The organism is Rhodococcus sp. BH4 (assembly GCF_002079265.1).
GTDB classification, from domain to species: Bacteria; Actinomycetota; Actinomycetes; order Mycobacteriales; family Mycobacteriaceae; genus Rhodococcus_F; species Rhodococcus_F qingshengii.
The window spans coordinates 1849212-1869754 of the sequence record NZ_CP014941.1 but is presented as its reverse complement, the minus strand read 5'-3'; the positions used below and the strand labels follow the sequence as shown (position 1 = coordinate 1869754).

Here is a 20543-nt window from a genome sequence, read left to right as displayed (position 1 = left end):
CAGCGTCCATCTTCACAAGGCACCTCGGAACAGCGCCACCATCTGTTCCTGCGTCGCTTCCCTGGGATTGGTGGACATGCAGGCGTCGAGCAACGCGAAGCTGGCGAGCCTACTCAGGTCTTCCTCGCGAACACCCAACTCCCCCAGCCCCTTCGGCACACCGACCTCCCGTGCGAGACGTTCGACACGGTCGGCCACTGCCAGCGCTGCTTCCTCCGGGGTGCCGCGTTGCTCGGGAAGCCTCAGTGCCGCAGCGATGGCGACAAAGGGGGCGGCGTCCGTGGTGGAATTGAACCGGATGACGTGGGGCAAGAGAATTCCGTTGATGACGCCGTGCGGAAGGTCGAGCATGCCGCCCACCTGATGACTCATGGCGTGCGCGGCTCCGAGTATCGCGTTGGTGAACGCCAACCCGGCCTCGAGGCTCGCCTGCGCCATCACCGATCGAGCTTCCATCTCCATCGGGTCCTGGATCGTGTGCACCAGATTCTCGGTCACTAGGCCGACAGCGCGGAGCGCGTGATGATCGGTCAACGGATTGTGCGCCAGTGAGACGAAGGCTTCGATTCCGTGCGTCAGTGCGTCCAATCCTGTTGCCGCATTGAGCCACTCGGGCATCGTCGTGAGCAACCGCGGATCGATGACCGTCACATCTGGCACCAGCGCCCGGCCGATGATGGTGATCTTGGTGCCGCGGGTCGTGTCCGTAACGATGCAGAACTGCGACACGTCCGCGCCCGTGCCGGACGTGGTGGGAACCATCACCAACGGCGGGATCGGTTTGGTCGCCTGATCTACCCCCTCGTAGTCGAGTATGTTGCCACCGTTGGCAGCGAGGACGGCTACACCCTTAGCCGCGTCGATGACGGAACCGCCGCCGAGCGCGATGATGACGTCACACTCACCTTCCTGGTACACCTCGAAACCGGCCGCGATCTCGAAGTCCTTGGGATTGGGCGTCAGCCCTGACCACACCGTCGCCGTCAATCCCTGCTCCGTGAGATGGTCTTCGAGTTCGCTGACCCATCCCGCGTCGATCAGACCGGGATCGGTGACCAGGAATGGTCGGAACCCGCCGAACCTCAGAGTCGCGTGTGCTGCCTCGACCAGGGAACCGATACCGAAGACGATCTCGGGGGCGTGAAATTTGACCAGTCGAGCAGCAGTGCCGCGGCGATGAACACCGTGGTTCACAGCATCCGGGTATGCCACGGACACGACCCCACTCTCCTCTCGCTGCTCTGAGATCTCCGGTCGGGATTTCGCATCCGTCGCTCTCAGCGCATCAACTCCCACGTGCACAAACTGGTGTGATCCACCTTACAATCGCTGGCCCCGAGCCTACGCGGACAGCAGTCGGGGCACACCCACCGAAGGAGAGGCGCTTACCTACCCGTTCGGGCAGGTAAGGCGTCTCGGGAAAATGAATGGCGCGGCGAGAAGGTCCCGCTGTACTTTCGGTTGCGGCCAGAGTGGCCCGTAGAACCGATTCAGAAGGTGTTTATGACCCAGCCCGCGCCGAGCGCGCCTCCCGCCCCTGCACTGCCGGCAACCTCGAGGGTCACATGCTGATCCTCGAAACGTCGGACTGACAGCCGCGAGGCCCCCTCGGCCTGCTCCTACTGCTTTGTTCACTCAGCTAGGAGTTCTCCAGTGCCTCAATCACACAATTCCATCTCGAAAACCGACACCTTCTCGTGCATTCAGTGCGGACTCACAGTCATGACGTACGGCCCCGATGGTGATCGCCGAAACCACTGCCCCAGTTGCCTGCATTCCCGACACCTGTTCGACCAGGTGGAAGGTGGACCGTCGGACTGCGGAATGCGGATGGCTCCCATTTCGATCGCAGTACTGCGCAGTGGCGATTGGATGATCATCCACCGCTGCGCACAGTGCCTCGAGCTCACCTCCAACCCCGTCAGCCGAGACGACAACCAGTTGTTGTTGATGAGAATGGCAGTGCGACCGCTCGCGCAACCGCCCTTCCCGCTCGAAGCCTTCGGCGACTTGTGAGGGGGAATCAGATGCCACGTAGGAATCCCAGCACCCGCGCGCGGCGGGCACCGCAACGGGCCAAGCACGTACTGCACGGAATCGGCGGAGAACAAGGATCGAGCTTCCGTTGTCTCACATGCCGTTTGGACATCTCCACTGCGGCGCCGGGTACCGCTCATCGGAACCACTGCCCGAACTGTCTGGCCAGCCGCCACGTGGACGGTCGCGTTCCGGGCGACCGAGCACAACAGTGCCGAGGTGCCATGGCGGCGCTGTGCCTGTCGGTCCGTCAAGACGGTGAATGGATGCTCGTTCACCAGTGTGTCGAGTGCAATACGTTGAAAGTCAACAGGATTGCCGGCGACGACAACGTCTTGGTCCTGCTGCGCTTGGCGCTACGTCCGTTGGCAGACCCCCGCCTGCGCTCGCGCGCGTTGCTAGCGCTCTGATGATTCGTCCGGTGTACTCGCGCGGTTCTGCGCACGATTACACCGGACGAAGACCACGAACACGATCCCGGCGAGCAAGCCGACCACAGTCGGTCCGAGGACCAGTCCCGAGTACAACCACGGGGCAGGTTCTGCCGGAAAGAGGTCCATGAATATGGGTCCGGTGTATGTCGGTTCGGAAAACGGCTCCCGATAGGATCCTCCGGTGAGAATGTGCGGTGACGCCAACGACTTCCACCACCACTGAAACACGCCGAGCGCCACAACCCCACACACGGCGCCGAGCACTGTCAGCGCCGCGATCGGTCGCCAGATCGATCCCCTGATTTCGGACATGAGATCAAACTAGTTCACGACAGATCGCGCAGTGACATCGGTGAAGTGCACTGACATCAGCGAAGTGCGTGCCCCAGCTCGGCGGCCTTTGCCATCAGTTGCGCGGCATCTCGGGCAACAACAACCTCGTCGCAGATCTCCGAATACTCCGGCATCGCGCACGATGCCTGGTTCCAGTAACGCTGTGGTTCAGGCGTGATCCAGGCCAGACGGTGGACCTTTCGGCGGAGTTCCTCGAGCTTGTCCGCCTGCGGGGGCAACCCGTTGCACCGACCGTCGCCCACGATGATGACAGACGTCCGTGAGTTCAAGGTGTTTCCGTGCTCGTCCAACAATTCTGTGAGCACCCGCCCGTAATCGCTGCTGGCTTCCAGATCCAGAACCGGGTGCGCGAGTACCGCGGCCAGTGCGCCGTCACCACTACTGGCGAGAAGGGTGTCGGTCACGTCGACCGGACGATCGACGAAGGCGAGGACTTCACAACGATCTGCTCGGCGATGCATTGCCTGAGCCAAGCGCAGAGTGAACGCGGTGATGGGGCGCACGGACAGCGACACGTCGGCGATGAGAAGTAGTCGAACACGATCGGGGCGAGGAGCTTTCACGACCAGATGGAAGGGAATTCCGTCGGTGCGCAGACTCGAACGCACCGTGCGTCGCATGTCGAGATGCCCACGAGAGCGCTCACGGGGCCGAGGTCTGGACGGTCCTCTCATCCGCCGAAGCACTTCGTGGCACGCGAGTTCGATGTCGTTGTGCGTTGCGCCCGCTGCAGATTCACTGTCGGGCGCATCGGGAGCGGTTTCGGCGAGTGCAGCTGCCGAGAGTGCTTGCACGAACGCTTCGACCGCCTCGACGAGCCGGTTCAATTGTGCTTGCGTCAACGGCCCGTCGTCGGAGACATCTGCATACGCTTTGCTCGGGTCGTAGGCATCCAACCAGGCGAGGATCGACGTCGGATCGTCCCAGGACAGCGAGCCGACCACTGCTGCAGCAACACTGGTGCTCAGGTCACCGACCACCGCCGATGCTGCACGGTCCACGTCGACCGTGTAACTGACTCCGCGTCGACCGGTCTCCGAACCGGTATCGACCGACAGTTCGGCATCGCTCGACGTCATCGACACATCGTCGTCGTCCTTGTGCGGGTTGAAGCCCTTCTCCGCTTCCGGAGTGTCGAAGTAGTCGCCGACCTCGGCCGCACGCTCGTTGTACTCGGCGTACCGACCAACTTCTTGATCCTCGTCGATCCCCAGCGCGGTGGGCAGACCGTCCGCCACCTCGGCGCGCGAACCCATCCGCTCGCCGTGCGCTTTGCCTGCGGCCGGCCGGAACAGCGCGTCGAATGCCCGATCGAAACCGGCCTGCTCGTGAGAGTACTTGGCGCACACTGCCCGAAGACATGCTCGCAACGTCTCACGATCCGAAGCGCCGACCATCGCGAGAACACGCCGAACCTCGATGACCTCGGCCGGTGACGCGGAAACTCCGGCCGCCCTCAGCAATCGGCCGAAACTCGCGGACACCACGTCGAGAACAAAGGACGGTTGCCACACGGCAAGGCCACCGAGCGTCGTCATCGCGTCGAACGGATTCCGCTGCCGCCGCGGATTCCCTGTTGATGAGGGTCACGTCCACCCGTGCCCCGGAACACGGCCGTCGTCGTGTTGGCGGGTTTGCTTGCCACCGTGGCCCGCTCGATCGGCTCGCCACCGTCACGCGACGATGATTCGAAACGCTTTCCGTCGAATCGTTCCTTGGCCAGCGTCACATCGGACGAGTACTTGAGCAACGCCGTGAGCAGGATGTCGCGCACCTTGGCGTCGGAAGCGGTGTCGAATCCGCCGGCCGCGAGCACTGTTGCCGCTCTGGCCGCGTCGATGACCTCCGAGATGGACGGACTCTTGCGCAGCGGGAGGTCACGCAGGATGCGAGCCAATTCGACGACCTCGGTGGCCGTAGCCGAATCCACCTCCGGCGCTCGGGCCGTGACGATCTCGCGTTCACGCTCCGACGTCGGATAGCCGAGATGGTAATGCAGACAACGACGCTTGAGTGCGGGTGAGAGCTCGCGGGTGTCGTTGGACGTCAGGATGACCCAGGGCTGCGAGCGGGCAACGAACGTACCGACCTCGGGAATGGTGATCTGCTGTTCGGCGAGAATCTCGAGGAGCAGTGCTTCCATCGACTCCTCGGTGCGGTCTACCTCGTCGACCAGAAGCACTACCGGATCGGGTGAGAGGATTGCTTCGAGCAGCGGTCGTACGGACAGGAAGTTCTCGGAGTACAAACCGAAATCCTGATCGGCCAGAAACTTGGACGCTTCGGCGACGCTGTCGAATTCGGAAACCTGATCGCTGATCCGGTCGCGGAGCATCTGCACGTGCAGGAGTTGCTTCGCGTAGTCCCATTCGTACAGCGCGCGATTGTCGTCCAGCCCTTCGTAGCACTGCAATCGCACCAGTTTGCGGCCCCCGATCGCAGCCAGAGACTTCGCCAGTTCCGTCTTGCCGACACCGGCCGGACCTTCGAGCAGGAGCGGACGCCCCAGCGCCGTCGCCAGATGAACGACTACCGCGAACTCGTCATCGGCAATGTAGTCCTGCTCTCGCAGAGCATCTTTCACTTCGATTCCGCTGGAGAAACTGCGACCGGACATGGAATACCTTTCATGGGGGGGCAAGCCCCTGTGCGCCTTTTTGGTAGTGCGGGCTACCAAAAAGGCGCACGGGGCCGAAGGCCCTGCTAGAAGTACGACTTGTTGATCGCGTGATCGACAACCGGGATCATCGACTCCACGGTGACCTCACGGGGATTGCCAGGGGTGCACCAGTCGTCCTGAATGTGCTCGGAGATGGCGCGCACAGTCTTCTCGTCACCCTTGATGACATCACCACGGCCCTCGTACTTCTTGGTGTTCATCTGGTTCTTCGCGTACGAGTCGGTGCGAACCTGACCGAAGTTGTCGGGGATACCGACGTCCTTGGCCAGACGGATGGCAGCCTCGACGGCAGCATCCGCGGCCTGAACCGTGGTGAGGTTGCGAGTGTCGACACCGAGTGCGCCGGCCAACTGGGCGTAGCGCTCGTAGCGCGAAGGCAGGTTGTACTCCCACACACGCGGCAACGCGATGGCGTTGTTCAGACCGTGGTGGCTGTCGAAGAAGGCACTGACCGCGTGCGAGATCGAGTGAACGATGCCGAGGCCACCGGAGTTGAAGGCCTGCCCGGCAATGTACTGCGCGTTCATCATTCCCTCGCGGGCCTTGAGGTTGCGCGGCTCGAAGACAGCCTCGCGCAGGTTCTTCGCGACCAACTCGACCGAGTAGATCGCGTTACCGAGCGAAGGCGCGAAATCGAGACGAGACACGAAAGGCTCACTGCCGTGCGCGAGTACGTCGAAGCCGCAGTACGCGGTGAAATGCTGAGGGCAGGTGTAGTAGAGCAGCGGATCGTCGATCGCCAGGGTGACGATGGTCGCCTCGTCGAAGCCCACCCACTTGTGCGGGTTGTTCATGTCCGACGTGTCGGTGATGACGTACGCCCACGAGGTCTCGGAACCCGTTCCGGCCGTGGTGGATACGGCGATATGGGGCGGGTTCTCCTTGTTGGTGGACTTGGCGAAGCCCTCGAACTCGTTGATGTTGCGACCGTCGTGTGCGATCACGACGCGAGCGCCCTTGGCGGCGTCGTGGCTCGAACCACCGCCGATCGAGATGATCGAGTCGCACTTCTCCTTCTGGTAGAGAGCCGCGGCCTCCATGACGTTGTAGTCCTTGGGATTCGACTCGACCTTGTCGTAGAGCACGACCTCGACACCCTGGTACTCGATCTTGCCGACGAGTTCCTCGATGATGCCCGAACCGCGCAGACCGGTCGTCATCAGAAGGGTGCGCTTGAAGCCGAGGTTCTTGGCCTCCACCCCGATGATGTCGTGAGCGCCCACACCCATCAGGGCGCGAGGGAAGGGGTGGAACTCCTTGATGGGAAAGTCCCAGATCTGGTTGAGCTCGATAGCCATCGGTATCTCCTCAGGGATGTGCACGAATGTGACTGCGGGAGGGATTCGAGCCGATTCTTTGTGACCGGCGTCTCACCTGGTTCCCACTGTGTACCGACAAACAGCCCGTGCACAGACTTCGGCAGCTCAACCGCCCGGACGCCGCTCACGAACCGCCCGTTCGGGCAGGTCGACGCCACCCCGGACTGCCAGGACGGCTGGATCAGACCGCCGTGGTTCCCGCTGATCGGGAACGTGTTGCTCGGCGACTACGATCCCCAGTAGCTTTTCATCACTGCTAACATTGAACTAGAACACGTTCTAGATGTTGCACTTCACTGACCTGCGCTTTACCCAGCTTCACGAGAGGACTAGCTTCGCGATGACGACAGTCGAGGTACCGCACAGCTCGCGATCGGCGGTACTCACCGTGTCCGGAGTCATCGAAGAGACTTCCGACGCCCGGTCGCTGGTGTTCGAGATTCCCGCAGAACTGAAGGACAAGTTCGACTACAAGCCAGGTCAATTCCTGACCCTGCGCATCCCGAGTGATCAGACCGGCTCGGTCGCACGCTGCTACTCGCTGGCCAGTTCACCCTTCACCGACGACGCCCCCAAGGTGACCGTCAAGCGAACCGTCGACGGCTACGGTTCCAACTGGTTGTGCGACAAGCTCCAGGTCGGCGACACCATCGAAGTGCTGCCGCCGTCAGGTGTCTTCACGCCCAAGTCGCTCGATCACGACTTTCTGCTCTTCGGTGCAGGCAGCGGTATCACTCCGGTGATCTCGATCCTCAAGTCCGCCCTCACGCAGGGCAGCGGCAACGTCGTGCTGATCTACGCGAATCGCGACGAGAAGTCCGTCATCTTCGGCGCCGAACTTCGCGAATTGGCAGCGCAACACCCCGGCCGCCTCACCGTTGTCCACTGGATCGAAACCGTGCAGGGACTCCCCGCCGTCTCACAGTTGGCGACACTGGCCAAGCCATTTGTCGCGTACGAGGCCTTCATGTGCGGTCCGGGCCCCTTCATGGACGCCGTCCACAAGGCACTGGCAGAGGCCGGCATGCCCCGCACGCAGGTTCACGCCGAGGTCTTCAATTCGCTCGCGGGTGACCCGTTCCGTGACGTCGAGGTAGCCGAGGTCTCCGACGAGGAAGCAGCCGACGCCGCAACCGTCGAGGTCGAACTGGACGGTGAAACCCACACCCTCGTCTGGCCGCGCAAGCAGACGCTCGTCGACATCATGCTCGCCAAGGGCCTCGACGTGCCGTACTCCTGCCAGGAAGGCGAGTGCGGGTCGTGTGCCTGCACCGTCACCGAAGGCGAAGTTCAGATGGACAACTCCGAAATCCTCGACGCCGAGGACGTGGCGAACGGCTACATCCTCGGTTGCCAGGCGAAGCCGATCACCGATCACCTGAAGATCGAGTTCTGAACCCTGCTTCGATGCATGACGGCCCCTGATTCCCTGCGGAATCGGGGGCTTTGTCATGTTCGGAGTCTCCCGAGTCATCTTCCGAGTCCCGCCGCGAAACCCACGCAGGCGCCGTTGTGGGCAACCGCCACAGCGCAAGAATCAGTGCGAGGGTCACGATCAGGAAACCCTCACGAAGGAGCAACCCGAACGGCAGCAGGAGCGGTGACGTCTCGATGAACTGCTGTCCCATACTCGGCCCGCAGTAGACGATGGCCAACCCCAGAGCGGCCGCACCGAACTGCAGCGGCGATCGAAGCCGAAAGAGAACCGTGACGGCAGCAGGCACGAGATACACCCAGTGGTGAATCCAGCTGATCGGCGAAAGAATCGGCGCGCTCAATCCGATCACCAACGCCGCATCGACCGCTCGCCCGACGCGATAGACATCTCGGGCGATCCATAGCGCTACCCCCGCGCACAGCACGGTCGACGGCATCGCCAGAGACGCTGTCCATGGGCCCAGCGCGGCAAGTCCGCCCTGCAGCGAACTGTTGCCGGCACTCGCGATCGCCTGCCCGCTCAAATCCACCCGGTCGCTGAGGTTCCAGACGACGTCCGACCAGAAGGTCCAGCTGACGGCCGGGTCCACCACTGCTGCGACGGCGGTCGCCGCGGCAAATCCGATCGAACTCCAGATCGCGAGTCGCCACTGCTTCGTGACGACGAAGTAGACGATGAAGAGAGCCGGAGTCAGCTTGATCGCGGCCGCGACGCCGATCAGCAGTCCTCGCGGAAACCACCGGCCGAATCTCGAATCCTCTCGGCGAGTCACGTCGAGCAGTACGAGCACCATCAGCACCAAGTTCACCTGGCCGAATGAGATGTGCGCACTGACGATGGGAGTCACCGACACGGCCAGGACCAATGCCGCCATGACGAGCGGCCGCCTGGGGACGCGAGCGGGAGTGAACCTCGCAACCGTCCACACCAACGCCGCGATGCACAATCCCGACCACAGCAGATAGGCAGTCCACCAGTCGAAGAGGACAGTCGGCCAGAGGAAGATCACCGCGAACGGGGTGTAGGTGAACGGCATGCCCTCGTCGACGATCAACGGGCCGGACAGATTGCCCTCGTAGATGTTCGATCCCGCTGCGAACGCCTGGGCAGCGTAGCGGTAGACGAGAAAATCAACGGGTTCGACGGCTCGAACGGAGTACACGAGATAACACAGAGCTGCGACGCCGGCAGCGATCAGTGAACCGATCGTCACAATTCGAGACGCCTCGACACGGGTGGCGGGCATACCGAGAATCGTCCCACAACCTACCGAGCGGTACTTCGCTAGCGGGCCGCCCGGAAGTGCGCTCGCTCGTCTGCGGTCAGGTGTTCGCACGCGTAGCTCAGTGCCGTGCGTCCCATGTCTGCTGCATTCGTCGCGAGGAAACCGGTCAACAAATCCCGGTCCACCCGCTTGCCCACCTCGCGGAGCATCCAGCCCATCGCTTTCTGGGTCAGGTCTCGTCGATCACCCAGCACCCGCGCGGCAAGCTCGAGCGTGGTCGACCCGTCGCCGCGAGTGATGAATCCGTACGTCGTCAGCAGCGCCACCCGTCGTCGCCACAGGTCACCCGAATCGGAAAGCTCGAAGATCAGCCGGCGATCTCGGTCGTACAGCCAGCCGCCGAGGATCTGTCCGGCGGACGAATCCACGAGATCCCAATTGTTCACCCGCCCGTCCTCGACAGCGCTGAGATAGAAGTCGGCGATGCGGGAGCGACTCTCGTCGTCGAAAAATTTTGGGCGACTGACCTTTTCGAATCGAGCAACAAGGATCAACAGACCGGCCAAGCGATGCTCGTGGACGTCGCTGTCGAGAAGGAGGCGTACCTGAGGCAACTCGAGACCGACATGCTTCTTCACCACCGAACGCGTCTTCGGTACTCGCACGCCGATGAAGACGTCACCCTCGCCGTACTCCCCCGGCGCTGTCTTGAAGAACTTCTGTAGCTGGACGGCATCCGCGGGATCCGCGAGGTCGGCCAACTGTTCGATCACGTCCTGGGCACTCGATTGCGTCACCCCAGAACCTTCTCACGGGTCGTCTGTGCGGACTCTTCGATTCTCTCAGCGTCCTCACACCGTTTGCCCTGCTCGGCCACAGGTCGGCAGACGACACTCGAGGACAGTCAGTGAAAGGACCACCCATGATCACCGCCGCTATCGCATTCACCACTCTCACCCTCATGGCACTCTCGGGACATATCGCGGCCAGCGCTCCGCGCGGGCTCGTGGCAATCCGGACGAATAGTCACAAATCTTGATATTCGAGCCTCCACATCGCCGCTAACTGCAACGCGAATGCAATTGGCGGAGAGTTGATCTCGATCTGCCGCGGGCGTGTACTACAGGTGGACACACTCTCGTCTTTGGAGGTCTCGTCATGAAGTCGTGGAATCGAATGCAAGATGCCGTCGCGGTGGTTCTCGGCGTCTTTGCGGCTCTCTCGCCGATGTGGCTCGACACCACCGATCGGGCAATGTGGTCACTCGTCGTCCTGGGTGTCCTGGTTGCACTGTCGGGTCTGGCGCACATGGCACGTCCGGACATGGCCATGGCGGATTACGCGATGGGCGTTTTCGGCGTCTTGATGTTCATTTCACCCTGGGTCATGAGCTTCGACGCTCTACGCGGTGCGTCGTGGACGGCCTGGGTGGTCGGGGTCCTGACCGTTGTGGTCGCGGTGAGTGCGATGCCGGTGATGAGTGCGCGGATGCATCACGGGGGTCACGGCGGAGTAGCCGCCCATTGACAGAGCGGAGTAGCCGCCCATTGACGGAGCGGAGTAGCTGCCCATTGATGAATGGCTGGCTGCAGGCTGGATCAGGCTTTGATCGCGCCCAACAACCGCCCGGCGTCGAAGGCTTCGGCGCTGGGCGGTAGCGCGCCCGGACGTCCGCTCACGAAAACCTCGACGGTTCCCGATCCTTCACCCGCGTCACCGAGCCCGTCGATCCGCCGCAGGGTCTGTCGTGCAACGGCTTCGGCACTGTCGAAGAGTGTGACACCGGCGGGTAGCCGCGCTGCGATTTCGTCCGCGAGCAGTGGGTAGTGCGTGCAGCCGAGGACAACGCCGTTGACGTCGTCCGGCGTCCGGGCCACTGCGGATTCGATGGCTGCAAGTGCGGCTGCACGATCACCGAGGTCTATCGAATCGGCCAAGCCGTGGCACGGCACCCCGACGACTTTGGCGCCGTTGCCGAACTGTTCGATCAGATCGGCTTGGTACCGGCTGGCAGTCGTCGCGGCGGTAGCCCAGATCGCCACTGAATCGCACGCGGCGGCCGCGGGCTTGATCGCGGGCACCGTTCCGATGACCGGCACACCCGGTCCGACCAGTTCGCGGACGTGTGGGAGAGCGGTGACGCTCGCGGTATTGCATGGAAGAACGATGACCTGAGCCCCACGATCGAGGCTCCGCCGCACCGCACCGAGTACCCGGTCGACGACCCACTGCTCGGGCTTGGGTCCCCAGGGGGCGCCGTCCGGATCGAGGGACAGCACAAGATCGAGATCCGGGCGCAGGCGTCTGAGCCACGCAGAGGTAGGGAGCAGGCCCAGTCCCGAGTCGATGAGTGCGACGATCACCGCACAAATCTATCGCCTCGGAACCGGTCCTGCCTCATCCGTTCAGGCCGGTGTGGACTCCAACACGTCCGAGATGGGCGTGCCGGCTGCGATCTTCGCGCGCATCTTCATCACAGCTCCCGCGCTACCGCCGCCGACGACAGCTGCCAGCACACCGTCGCGCTCGTAGTAGGCGACGAACTTTCGGCCGTCGTCCTTCACGATGTGAACGGTGTCCGTGGGTGCGACGGTCCCCAATGCCTGGATCTTGACGTCGTACTGATCGCTCCAGAAGTACGGAACCTGCGCCGGCGCGTCCGGATCACCCGTTCCGGTGATCGCTCCCGCCAGGATCTTGGCCTGGTCCCCAGCATTGGTCCAGTGTTCGACACGCTTGCGTCGATCTCCGATCTGCCAGGACGCGACGTCGCCGACCGCCCAGACGTGTTCGGTGCTGGTGCGGCCGACGCCGTCGCAGAGCACTCCGTTGTCGAGTTCGATCCCCGAACCGTCGAGCCATCCCGTGACCGGCACCGAACCGACTCCGATCGCGACCACGTCGACCGGGATTTCCGAACCGTCGCTCAAGGTCGCAGCGGCAACCGCTCCGTCGCCGGACAACGAGGTCAAGCCGGTGCCGACTCGGACGTCGATGCCCTCGTTCCGATGCAGACGTTCGACGAGGGCGCCGACGGTGGGGCCGAGCACCGACGCCAGCGGCGTCGGCTGGGGTTCGAGCAACACGACGTCGACGCCGTGAGACTTCATGCTCGCGGCCAGTTCGCAGCCGATGAAGCCGGCCCCGACGATCAGCGCACGCTTACCGGGAGCAAGGTCGGCGCGGAGGGCCAACGCTTCCTCGATGGAGCGCAGAACGTGCACTCCGGACAACTCCGGAAGGCCGGCGATGCGACGCGGAGTCAGTCCGGTCGCGATGACCAACTCGTCGTAGTCCAGAGTGGATCCGTCCGCGAACGCCACCGACTTGGCGACCGTGTCCACCGAGGTTGCCGGCGAACCGAGCTTGAGATCGACCTTGTTCTCGACGTAGAACTCGGCCGGACGCAAGGTCGTCTCGTCCTTGTCGCCGCGGATCACTTCCTTCGACAACGGAGGCCTGTCGTAGGGCAGATGCGTTTCCCCACCCGCGAGCGTCAATTCACCTTCGAAACCAGCTCGTCGCAGTTCCTCGACGGTCCGCAGTCCCGACAAACCCGCACCCACGATCACTATCCGTGCCACCACGTACCACCCTGTCCGACCCACGTCACTTGCAGCGCTCACTATGAACGCCGTCACTATTTGCCTCCGACTCTGCCATACCAAATGCCGGAGTAGGTGTGGTGCATCCCGCATGGTCACCTACCAGTCACTACAGTTGGAGGTACTTCAGACGCACGCACTGACACATGAGCAGGGAGCCCCCATGACCAGCGATTCCAGTGAAAAGAACAGCGTCCGATTCGGCGCCGACGGTGGCGCGGAACTAGTCAGCACCCAGGGTAAGACGATCATCGCCGACGCCGTGGTCGCCAAGATCGCCGGTATCGCGACCCGCGAGATCAACGGCGTGTACGACGTCGGCGGGGGCACAGCGCGTGCGGTGGGGGCACTTCGCGACCGCATACCGGGCGCCCGCGTCAACCATGCCCAGGGCGTGGCGGTGGAGGTAGGCGAGAAACAAGCCGCCATCGACATCGGCATTGTCGCCGAGTACGGCGTCGCACTCCACGAACTGGCGGTAGGTATCCGCCGCAACGTCATTGCCGCAGTGGAAAGCATGACGGGTCTCGAGGTCACCGAGGTCAACATCACCGTCTTCGACGTCATGCTCTTCGAGGATGCAGAGAGCGGCGGCAGTACCGATCCGGAAGCCAAGCCGAGGGTTCAGTGAGTACCGCCGACGCCGGCCGCGAGATCGACGCGGCCGAGGTAGTCGCCGACGCGGTTCTTGCCATCCCGGAAGTGGCAGATCTGCACGGAGGACAGTTCGGCGAAGTGGGAACCTACCTCCCCGGACGCCGCATCACCGGCGTCGTCGTCGACGAAAACTCCTGTGCTGTACACATTTCCGTTCACTATCCGGCAGACGTTCGCAGCGTCGCCGAACGCGTACGAGCGGTGGTGGCGAGATTGGTCGACGTACCGGTGAACGTGACCGTCGGCGACCTGTCGACAGCGGGATATCTACCCGTTGATGCCGAAAATGCAGTCACCGAGCCTGCCACCGTCACAGACATTGCACCGAACATTCGAGAAGGGAACTGACATGAACAGCACCACCGTCGGACTGCTGGTCGGTCTGCTCCTCGCACTCGCCGGAATCATGGGTGGGTTCAGCGGTTTCGTCTTCGCAGTCCTGCTCGGCGCCGCCGGTATGGCGATCGGAGCACACCGCGACGGACATCTCGACCTCGGCGCGATCCTCCGAAGCCGTGGCCGTGGCTGAGCCGTCCGATCCCAGCGCAGCGGACGATCCTGGTCTACGCGGCTCCTTGGTCATCAAGGACCGTGCGATGGCCAAGATCGCCACGGCCGCAGCGGTGAACGTCCCGGGGGTGGTCCGCCAGTCCGGTGGCTTGACTCGCCTGACAGGACGCGACCTTCCGCGAGCCGACATCTCGATGGGTAGCGACGCCGTCGCCATCAATCTCTTCCTCGCCGTGTCCTGGCCGTGTTCGGTCACCGAGTTGACCGGCCGGGTGCGAACGGAAGTCGGACGCAGCGTCGAATCGCTGACCGGGCTTCCACTCCACGACATGAACGTGATGATCGCGGCAACCGAGGGTTCTGACGACTCCTGTGTTTCCGGCGTCGAGATCGCGGAGGGCCCGGCACAGCAGGCACTCTCGGATCCGATTCCGCCGCGGGTCCCCTCTGCGAACCCGGCGGCCGCAGTTTCGGCCGTCATCATCGCGTGTGGTCTACTCGCACTCGCCTTCGTCGTCTCGCGCGAATGGTTCATCAACCGTGGAACTTTCGAATCGGCACCCTGGATCCGAAACTCCGTGGAGTGGACGTCTCGTCTGCACTGGCAACCGTGGCTACTTCCGGTGGCGATCGCTGCCGTTGTCGCGGGTGTTGTCCTGATAATGTCGGCGATCAAACGCCGTGCGAAAACCCATGTCCCACTCGGGAACCCGAGCGCATCGACGGTGTGGATGCGGCCGACTGACATTGCACGTCTGTGCAGTAGCCACGCAGCGGTCGTTCCCGGCGTCGGCTCGGCTCACACCAGCGTCGACCGTAAACACGTCAAGGTCCACATCGAATCGACCGGTGGCGATCGAGCTGAACTTGCCGCAGCCGTCGACGCGGCGGTTCGGCCTCATCTCGCGATACTGCAGCGGCCACTGCAACTTTCGGTTGTCGTGCGAGAAACTGTAGTACGACGAAAGGACGCCTCGTGAACCGTTGGATCTCCGTGGTCGATCGGATCATCGTCCTCATCGTCGGAATCGCGTTGCTTGCAGCGGGCGCATACGCCATCGCGTGGGACGCGGGCGCGTCGCTGATTCGAACCTGGGTGTCACGCCTCGATCGGGAGGTCCTCTTCGGCCTTCCGGAGGAGCCGTGGTGGCACTGGGTACTGTCGGGCACCTTCGTCCTCTGTGTCTTCGCCGGTTTCGGGCTGTTGTACCTGAACCTTCGCCGGCGCCGCACAAGCGCAGTCACATTGCGGCACAACGAATCCGGTACCGACGTCAGCGTGGATCTCGGACCCGTCGCAGACGGCGTAGCGGCCGAACTCGCTCAGCTGACCGGCGTGCGGAGCACCAAGAGCAAAGCGACGGTCGATCGCGGACTGCCGACGCTGTCGATTGTCGTCACTGCAGATCCGTCGATCGACGTCGCCGGATTCACCGCTTCGGCCGAACGCATCGCCGGCGCAACCAGGCGCAGCCTCGACGGCTCAACCGTCGCAGTACAGGTTCTGCTGCACCTCGACAGGGTGGAAGCCAACAAGTAAGTAAGAAGCACGAAGGCACCCGATCACCGAACACTCGATCACAGGCCACTCGATCACAGACACAGAAAAGGCGCTCACTCCCCGAAGGGAATGAGCGCCTTTTCAGTGCTGTGAATCAGCTAGCGAGACAAGAGTCTCACTTGATGATCTTGGCAACCTTGCCGGCGCCGACCGTACGGCCGCCTTCGCGAATTGCGAAGCGCAGGCCCTCGTCCATGGCGACAGGCTGGATCAGCTTGACGGACATCTCGGTGTTGTCACCGGGCATGACCATCTCGGTGCCCTCAGGCAGCGTCACGACGCCCGTAACGTCCGTGGTACGGAAGTAGAACTGCGGGCGGTAGTTGTTGAAGAACGGGGTGTGGCGGCCGCCCTCGTCCTTCGACAGGATGTATGCCTGGCCCTCGAACTCCGTGTGGGGAGTCGTGGTGCCCGGCTTGACGACAACCTGTCCACGCTCGACATCTTCGCGCTTGATGCCACGAACGAGCAGTCCGACGTTGTCGCCGGCCTGGCCCGAGTCGAGCAGCTTGCGGAACATCTCGATACCCGTGACCGTGGTCTTGGTCGAGGTTTCCTTGATGCCGACGATCTCGACCTCTTCGTTGACGTTGACAACGCCACGCTCGATACGACCGGTGACAACGGTGCCACGGCCGGTGATCGTGAAGACGTCCTCGACGGGCATGAGGAAGGGCTTCTCGGTCTCACGAATCGGGTCCGGGATGGACTCGTCGACAGCAGCCATCAGGTCGAGAATGGACTGCGTCCACTTCGGGTCACCCTCGAGTGCCTTGAGTGCCGAGATCGGAATGACGGGGGCTTCCTCGTCGAATTCCTGAGCGGCCAGCAGTTCGCGGACCTCCATCTCGACGAGCTCGAGGATCTCGTCGTCGTCAACCATGTCGGCCTTGTTCAGGGCGACGAGGATGTAAGGAACGCCAACCTGGCGAGCGAGCAGGACATGCTCGCGCGTCTGGGGCATCGGGCCGTCGGTAGCTGCGACGACGAGAATAGCGCCGTCCATCTGAGCTGCGCCGGTGATCATGTTCTTGATGTAGTCGGCGTGACCCGGTGCATCGACGTGCGCGTAGTGGCGCTTTTCCGTCTGGTACTCAACATGCGAGATGTTGATCGTGATGCCACGAGCCTTTTCCTCGGGAGCCTTGTCGATCTGATCGAAGGCCGAAGCCTCGTTCAGGTCGGGGAATGCATCCGCGAGAACCTTGGTGATGGCCGCCGTCGTCGTGGTCTTGCCGTGGTCGACGTGACCAATGGTGCCGATGTTCACGTGCGGCTTCGTCCGCTCGAACTTCGCCTTCGCCACTTTGTGTCCTCCTGGACTGTTGTTGCTTGCCGTATGCAGCAGTGCGGTTGGTTGTTACTAGGTCGTGCTTCGTGCCGGAAGAAACCGAGGTTACTTGCCGGCGCGGGCTGGGGAGCTCGCTGTGCTTACTCGCCCGTCGCCTTGGCGATGATTTCCTTCGAGACGTTCGCGGGAACCTCTGCGTAGGAATCGAACACCATGGAGAAGTTCGCTCGGCCCTGGGTCTTCGACCGCAGGTCACCGATGTAACCGAACATCTCCGAGAGCGGAACCAGCGCCTTCACGACACGGGCACCACTGCGTTCCTCCATGGCCTGGATCTGGCCACGGCGGGAGTTGAGGTCGCCGATCACGTCGCCCATGTACTCCTCGGGCGTTGTGACCTCGACAGCCATGAGCGGCTCGAGAATGACGGGGCCGGCCTTGCGGGCGGCTTCCTTCAGTGCCTGCGAACCGGCAACCTTGAACGCCATTTCCGAGGAGTCGACGTCGTGGTAAGCACCATCGAGCAGCGACAGCTTCAGGTTCACGAGCGGGTAGCCGGCGAGAACACCGTACTGCATCGCGTCCTGCGCACCGGCATCCACGGAGGGGATGTACTCGCGCGGGATACGTCCGCCGGAGACCTTGTTCTCGAACTCGTAGGTAGCACCGTCTTCGCCCACGAAAGGCTCCAGAGCGATGATGACCTTTGCGAACTGGCCCGAGCCACCCGTCTGCTTCTTGTGGGTGTAGTCGTGCTTCTCGACCTTCTTGGTGATGGTCTCGCGGTACGCAACCTGCGGCTTACCGACGTTCGCCTCGACCTTGAACTCGCGACGCATGCGGTCGACGAGGATGTCGAGGTGGAGCTCGCCCATACCGCCGATGACGGTCTGACCGGTCTCTTCGTCGAGCTCGACCGAGAAGGTCGGGTCCTCTTCGGCGAGCTTCTGGATCGCGACGCCCAGCTTTTCCTGGTCGGACTTGGTCTTGGGCTCGATGGAGACCTGGATGACCGGCGCGGGGAACGACATCGACTCGAGGACGATGGGGCTCGCCTGATCGCACAAGGTGTCACCGGTGGTGGTGTCCTTGAGGCCGATCATTGCGTAGATGTGGCCAGCTACGGCCTCGTCTACCGGGTTCTCCTTGTTGGCGTGCATCTGGAAGAGCTTTCCGATGCGCTCCTTCTTGCCCTTGGTTGCGTTGAGCACCTGAGCACCCGGATCGATACGACCCGAGTACACGCGGACGAAGGTCAGCTTGCCGAAGAACGGGTGAGCAGCGATCTTGAAGGCGAGAGCCGAGAACGGCTCGTCCTTGCTCGGCTTGCGAGTGATCTCTACTTCTTCGTCACCGAGCTTGTGGCCGATGACCTCGCCGATGTCCAGCGGGTTCGGAAGGTAGTCGATGACAGCGTCGAGCATGGGCTGAACGCCCTTGTTCTTGAACGCGGAGCCACAGAGAACCGGGTACAGCTCGGAGGCGACCGTCATCTTGCGGATGGCGCCCTTGATCTCCTCGATGGTGAGCTCTTCGCCGCCGAAGTACTTCTCCATGAGAGCTTCGTCGGACTCTGCAACCGTCTCGAGCAGCTTCTCGCGGTACTCGGCAGCCTTCTCGACGAGATCCGCGGGGATCTCCTCGATGGTCGGAGCGGTTCCCGTCGGGACCACGCCGCGCCAGGTGATGGCCTTCATCTCGACCAGGTCGACGACGCCGTCGAAGTCGTCCTCAGCGCCGATGGGCAGCTGGAGAACGAGCGGCTTCGCGCCCAAGCGGTCGATGATGGTCTGGACTGTGAAGTAGAAGTCCGCGCCCATCTTGTCCATCTTGTTGACGAAGCAGATGCGCGGAACGTCGTACTTGGCAGCCTGACGCCAAACCTGCTCGGACTGCGGCTCGACACCCTCTTTACCGTCGAAGACAGCAACTGCGCCGTCGAGCACGCGCAGCGACCGCTCCACCTCGACCGTGAAGTCGACGTGGCCGGGGGTGTCGATGATGTTGATCTGGTTGTTGTTCCAGAAGCAAGTCACGGCGGCAGACGTGATCGTGATGCCGCGTTCCTTCTCCTGCTCCATCCAGTCCGTCGTCGACGCACCGTCGTGCGTCTCACCGATCTTGTAATTGACACCGGTGTAGAACAGGATGCGCTCGGTGGTGGTGGTCTTGCCGGCATCGATGTGCGCCATGATGCCGATGTTGCGGACCTTGTTCAGGTCAGTCAGCACTTCCTGTGCCACAGGTTTCTTCCCCGCTCGTTGCTTGGTTTTCGGGTGTCGGCCTTATCGGTGTGTTCCACCGTCAGGGCCATGGTCTTTCAATTATGTCTCTGCCGAGGCGAACCTGGCCACCTGCGTCCGGAATCCGTCGCGATGATCAGGCCGCCAACGGCGACAAGCGTCGGAGCCCCACCCGATGGCAGTTGCTCCGACGCTTTACATCACCAGCGGTAGTGGGCGAATGCCTTGTTGGCTTCGGCCATCTTGTGAGTGTCTTCGCGACGCTTCACAGCTGCACCGAGGCCATTGCTGGCATCGAGGAGCTCGTTGGCGAGACGCTCGACCATGGTCTTCTCACGACGTGCACGCGAGAAGGTGACCAGCCAGCGCAGTGCCAGCGTGGTGGAACGACCGGGGCGAACCTCGACCGGCACCTGGTAGGTAGCGCCACCGACGCGGCGGCTACGAACCTCGAGTGCAGGCTTGACGTTGTCCAGGGCGCGCTTGAGGGTGACGACCGGATCGGTGCCGGTCTTCTCGCGTGCCTGCTCGAGAGCCTGGTACACGATTCGCTCTGCGGTGGACTTCTTGCCGTCCAGCAGGATCTTGTTGACGAGCTGCGTCACCAACGGGGAACCGTAAACCGGGTCGTTGATGAGCGGGCGCTTCGGAGCGGGGCCCTTACGTGGCATTAGCTCTTCTCCTTCTTGGCGCCGTAGCGGCTGCGTGCCTGCTTGCGACCCTTGACACCCTGGGTGTCGAGGGAGCCGCGGATGATCTTGTAACGGACACCCGGGAGGTCCTTCACACGACCGCCACGGACGAGCACCATGGAGTGCTCCTGAAGGTTGTGACCTTCACCGGGGATGTACGCGGTGACCTCGACCGAAGTCGTGAGGCGAACACGTGCGACCTTACGGAGCGCGGAGTTCGGCTTCTTGGGGGTGGTGGTGTACACGCGAGTGCACACGCCACGACGCTGCGGGCTGCCCTTGAGGGCTGCCGTCTTGACCTTGGCGGTCTTGTCGCGGCGACCCTTGCGGACCAGCTGGTTGATGGTTGGCATTTACCGGCTTTCTTGTGACGAACAGACTGCTCGAGCGAACTCGGGCCGTTCGAAAACGTGGCTGTTCTGAAATTAGGGATCTAGCAGTTGGAGCAAGAGAGCTGCTGCTCCTCACCCACCTCAGAGTCTGTACTCAGCACTTTC

Annotated in this window: 22 protein-coding genes; 9 read left to right on the top strand and 13 right to left on the bottom strand. The window is 62.7% G+C overall.

Annotated features, from left to right (window positions below; translation table 11 throughout):
• Positions 1–12 precede the first annotated feature (12 nt).
• Entirely contained in the window at positions 13–1218 is a 1206-nt protein-coding gene (locus A0W34_RS08865; RefSeq protein ID WP_081557571.1) for an iron-containing alcohol dehydrogenase, read from the bottom strand.
• Positions 1219–1653: 435 nt separating this feature from the next.
• Between A0W34_RS08865 and A0W34_RS08860 the strand changes: the two genes are divergently transcribed.
• Positions 1654–2016, top strand: coding sequence for an RNHCP domain-containing protein (locus A0W34_RS08860; RefSeq protein ID WP_003941922.1), 363 nt, complete (start codon positions 1654–1656; stop codon positions 2014–2016).
• An 11-nt stretch (positions 2017–2027) separates the two neighbouring features.
• Positions 2028–2447 (top strand): RNHCP domain-containing protein, encoded by a 420-nt coding sequence (locus tag A0W34_RS08855; RefSeq protein ID WP_054187804.1) that lies wholly within the window; start codon positions 2028–2030, stop codon positions 2445–2447.
• Here the strand turns inward: A0W34_RS08855 and A0W34_RS08850 are convergent.
• From A0W34_RS08850 to mdo, 4 genes are all read right to left on the bottom strand, one after another.
• Positions 2436–2783 (bottom strand): hypothetical protein, encoded by a 348-nt coding sequence (locus A0W34_RS08850; protein WP_054187805.1) that lies wholly within the window; start codon positions 2781–2783, stop codon positions 2436–2438. The two genes, A0W34_RS08855 and A0W34_RS08850, sit on opposite strands and share 12 nt — an antisense overlap.
• A gap of 56 nt (positions 2784–2839) precedes the next feature.
• Positions 2840–4363 (bottom strand): MadC family VWA domain-containing protein, encoded by a 1524-nt coding sequence (gene madC / locus A0W34_RS08845; protein WP_064074178.1) that lies wholly within the window; start codon positions 4361–4363, stop codon positions 2840–2842.
• Entirely contained in the window at positions 4360–5442 is a 1083-nt protein-coding gene (locus A0W34_RS08840; protein WP_042453145.1) for a MadB family AAA-type ATPase, read from the bottom strand. The genes madC and A0W34_RS08840 overlap by 4 nt, the downstream gene beginning before the upstream one ends.
• 86 nt (positions 5443–5528) lie before the next feature.
• On the bottom strand, positions 5529–6803 hold the full coding sequence (gene mdo, locus A0W34_RS08835) for an NDMA-dependent methanol dehydrogenase (protein ID WP_003942095.1): 1275 nt from the start codon (positions 6801–6803) through the stop codon (positions 5529–5531).
• A 361-nt stretch (positions 6804–7164) separates the two neighbouring features.
• On the opposite strand from mdo, the gene A0W34_RS08825 reads away from it, so the two are divergent.
• Entirely contained in the window at positions 7165–8220 is a 1056-nt protein-coding gene (locus A0W34_RS08825; RefSeq protein WP_003941851.1) for a ferredoxin--NADP reductase, read from the top strand.
• Here the strand turns inward: A0W34_RS08825 and A0W34_RS08820 are convergent.
• Together A0W34_RS08820 and A0W34_RS08815 are read right to left on the bottom strand one after the other, a co-directional pair.
• Positions 8192–9508 (bottom strand): glycosyltransferase 87 family protein, encoded by a 1317-nt coding sequence (locus A0W34_RS08820; RefSeq protein WP_065455904.1) that lies wholly within the window; start codon positions 9506–9508, stop codon positions 8192–8194. The two genes, A0W34_RS08825 and A0W34_RS08820, sit on opposite strands and share 29 nt — an antisense overlap.
• A gap of 38 nt (positions 9509–9546) precedes the next feature.
• Positions 9547–10284: a DNA alkylation repair protein gene (locus tag A0W34_RS08815; protein WP_042921012.1), complete on the bottom strand. Its 738-nt coding sequence runs from the start codon at positions 10282–10284 to the stop codon at positions 9547–9549.
• Positions 10285–10645: 361 nt separating this feature from the next.
• On the opposite strand from A0W34_RS08815, the gene A0W34_RS08810 reads away from it, so the two are divergent.
• Complete coding sequence (locus A0W34_RS08810; RefSeq protein ID WP_003941901.1) at positions 10646–11014, top strand: SPW repeat domain-containing protein; 369 nt, start codon at positions 10646–10648, stop codon at positions 11012–11014.
• A 71-nt stretch (positions 11015–11085) separates the two neighbouring features.
• On the opposite strand, the gene A0W34_RS08805 is transcribed toward A0W34_RS08810, so the two are convergent.
• Both A0W34_RS08805 and A0W34_RS08800 read right to left on the bottom strand, forming a co-directional pair.
• Positions 11086–11850 carry a glutamate racemase gene (locus tag A0W34_RS08805; RefSeq protein WP_042453135.1) on the bottom strand — a complete coding sequence of 255 codons (765 nt, stop codon included), beginning with the start codon at positions 11848–11850 and terminating at the stop codon, positions 11086–11088.
• Positions 11851–11892: 42 nt separating this feature from the next.
• On the bottom strand, positions 11893–13128 hold the full coding sequence (locus A0W34_RS08800; RefSeq protein WP_230691564.1) for an NAD(P)/FAD-dependent oxidoreductase: 1236 nt from the start codon (positions 13126–13128) through the stop codon (positions 11893–11895).
• A 127-nt stretch (positions 13129–13255) separates the two neighbouring features.
• Here A0W34_RS08800 and A0W34_RS08795 point away from each other — a divergent pair, with 127 nt between their 5' ends.
• Genes A0W34_RS08795 through A0W34_RS08775 form a run of 5 tightly spaced genes read left to right on the top strand, consistent with a single transcriptional unit; the run spans position 13256 to position 15799 of the window.
• Entirely contained in the window at positions 13256–13723 is a 468-nt protein-coding gene (locus A0W34_RS08795; RefSeq protein WP_003941912.1) for an Asp23/Gls24 family envelope stress response protein, read from the top strand.
• The gene (locus A0W34_RS08790; protein WP_042453130.1) at positions 13720–14097 is read left to right on the top strand and encodes a hypothetical protein; all 378 of its coding nucleotides are present in this window, start codon (positions 13720–13722) and stop codon (positions 14095–14097) included. Before A0W34_RS08795 ends, A0W34_RS08790 begins: the two co-directional genes overlap by 4 nt.
• Position 14098: 1 nt before the next feature.
• Positions 14099–14278 carry a hypothetical protein gene (locus tag A0W34_RS08785; RefSeq protein ID WP_003942043.1) on the top strand — a complete coding sequence of 60 codons (180 nt, stop codon included), beginning with the start codon at positions 14099–14101 and terminating at the stop codon, positions 14276–14278.
• Entirely contained in the window at positions 14265–15239 is a 975-nt protein-coding gene (locus tag A0W34_RS08780) for a DUF6286 domain-containing protein (protein WP_081557570.1), read from the top strand. The genes A0W34_RS08785 and A0W34_RS08780 overlap by 14 nt, the downstream gene beginning before the upstream one ends.
• Positions 15236–15799 (top strand): hypothetical protein, encoded by a 564-nt coding sequence (locus tag A0W34_RS08775; protein ID WP_042921019.1) that lies wholly within the window; start codon positions 15236–15238, stop codon positions 15797–15799. The genes A0W34_RS08780 and A0W34_RS08775 overlap by 4 nt, the downstream gene beginning before the upstream one ends.
• 136 nt (positions 15800–15935) lie before the next feature.
• On the opposite strand, the gene tuf is transcribed toward A0W34_RS08775, so the two are convergent.
• The 4 genes from tuf to rpsL form a co-directional block, all read right to left on the bottom strand.
• A complete protein-coding gene (gene tuf, locus A0W34_RS08770; RefSeq protein ID WP_003941926.1) occupies positions 15936–17126 on the bottom strand; it encodes an elongation factor Tu in 1191 nt (396 codons plus the stop codon).
• Between the two features lie 125 nt (positions 17127–17251).
• The gene (gene fusA, locus A0W34_RS08765) at positions 17252–19354 is read right to left on the bottom strand and encodes an elongation factor G (protein WP_007728394.1); all 2103 of its coding nucleotides are present in this window, start codon (positions 19352–19354) and stop codon (positions 17252–17254) included.
• 200 nt (positions 19355–19554) lie between these two features.
• Entirely contained in the window at positions 19555–20025 is a 471-nt protein-coding gene (rpsG, locus tag A0W34_RS08760) for a 30S ribosomal protein S7 (RefSeq protein ID WP_003941856.1), read from the bottom strand.
• Positions 20025–20399 (bottom strand): 30S ribosomal protein S12, encoded by a 375-nt coding sequence (rpsL, locus tag A0W34_RS08755; RefSeq protein ID WP_003941908.1) that lies wholly within the window; start codon positions 20397–20399, stop codon positions 20025–20027. The genes rpsG and rpsL overlap by 1 nt, the downstream gene beginning before the upstream one ends.
• Positions 20400–20543 lie beyond the last annotated feature (144 nt).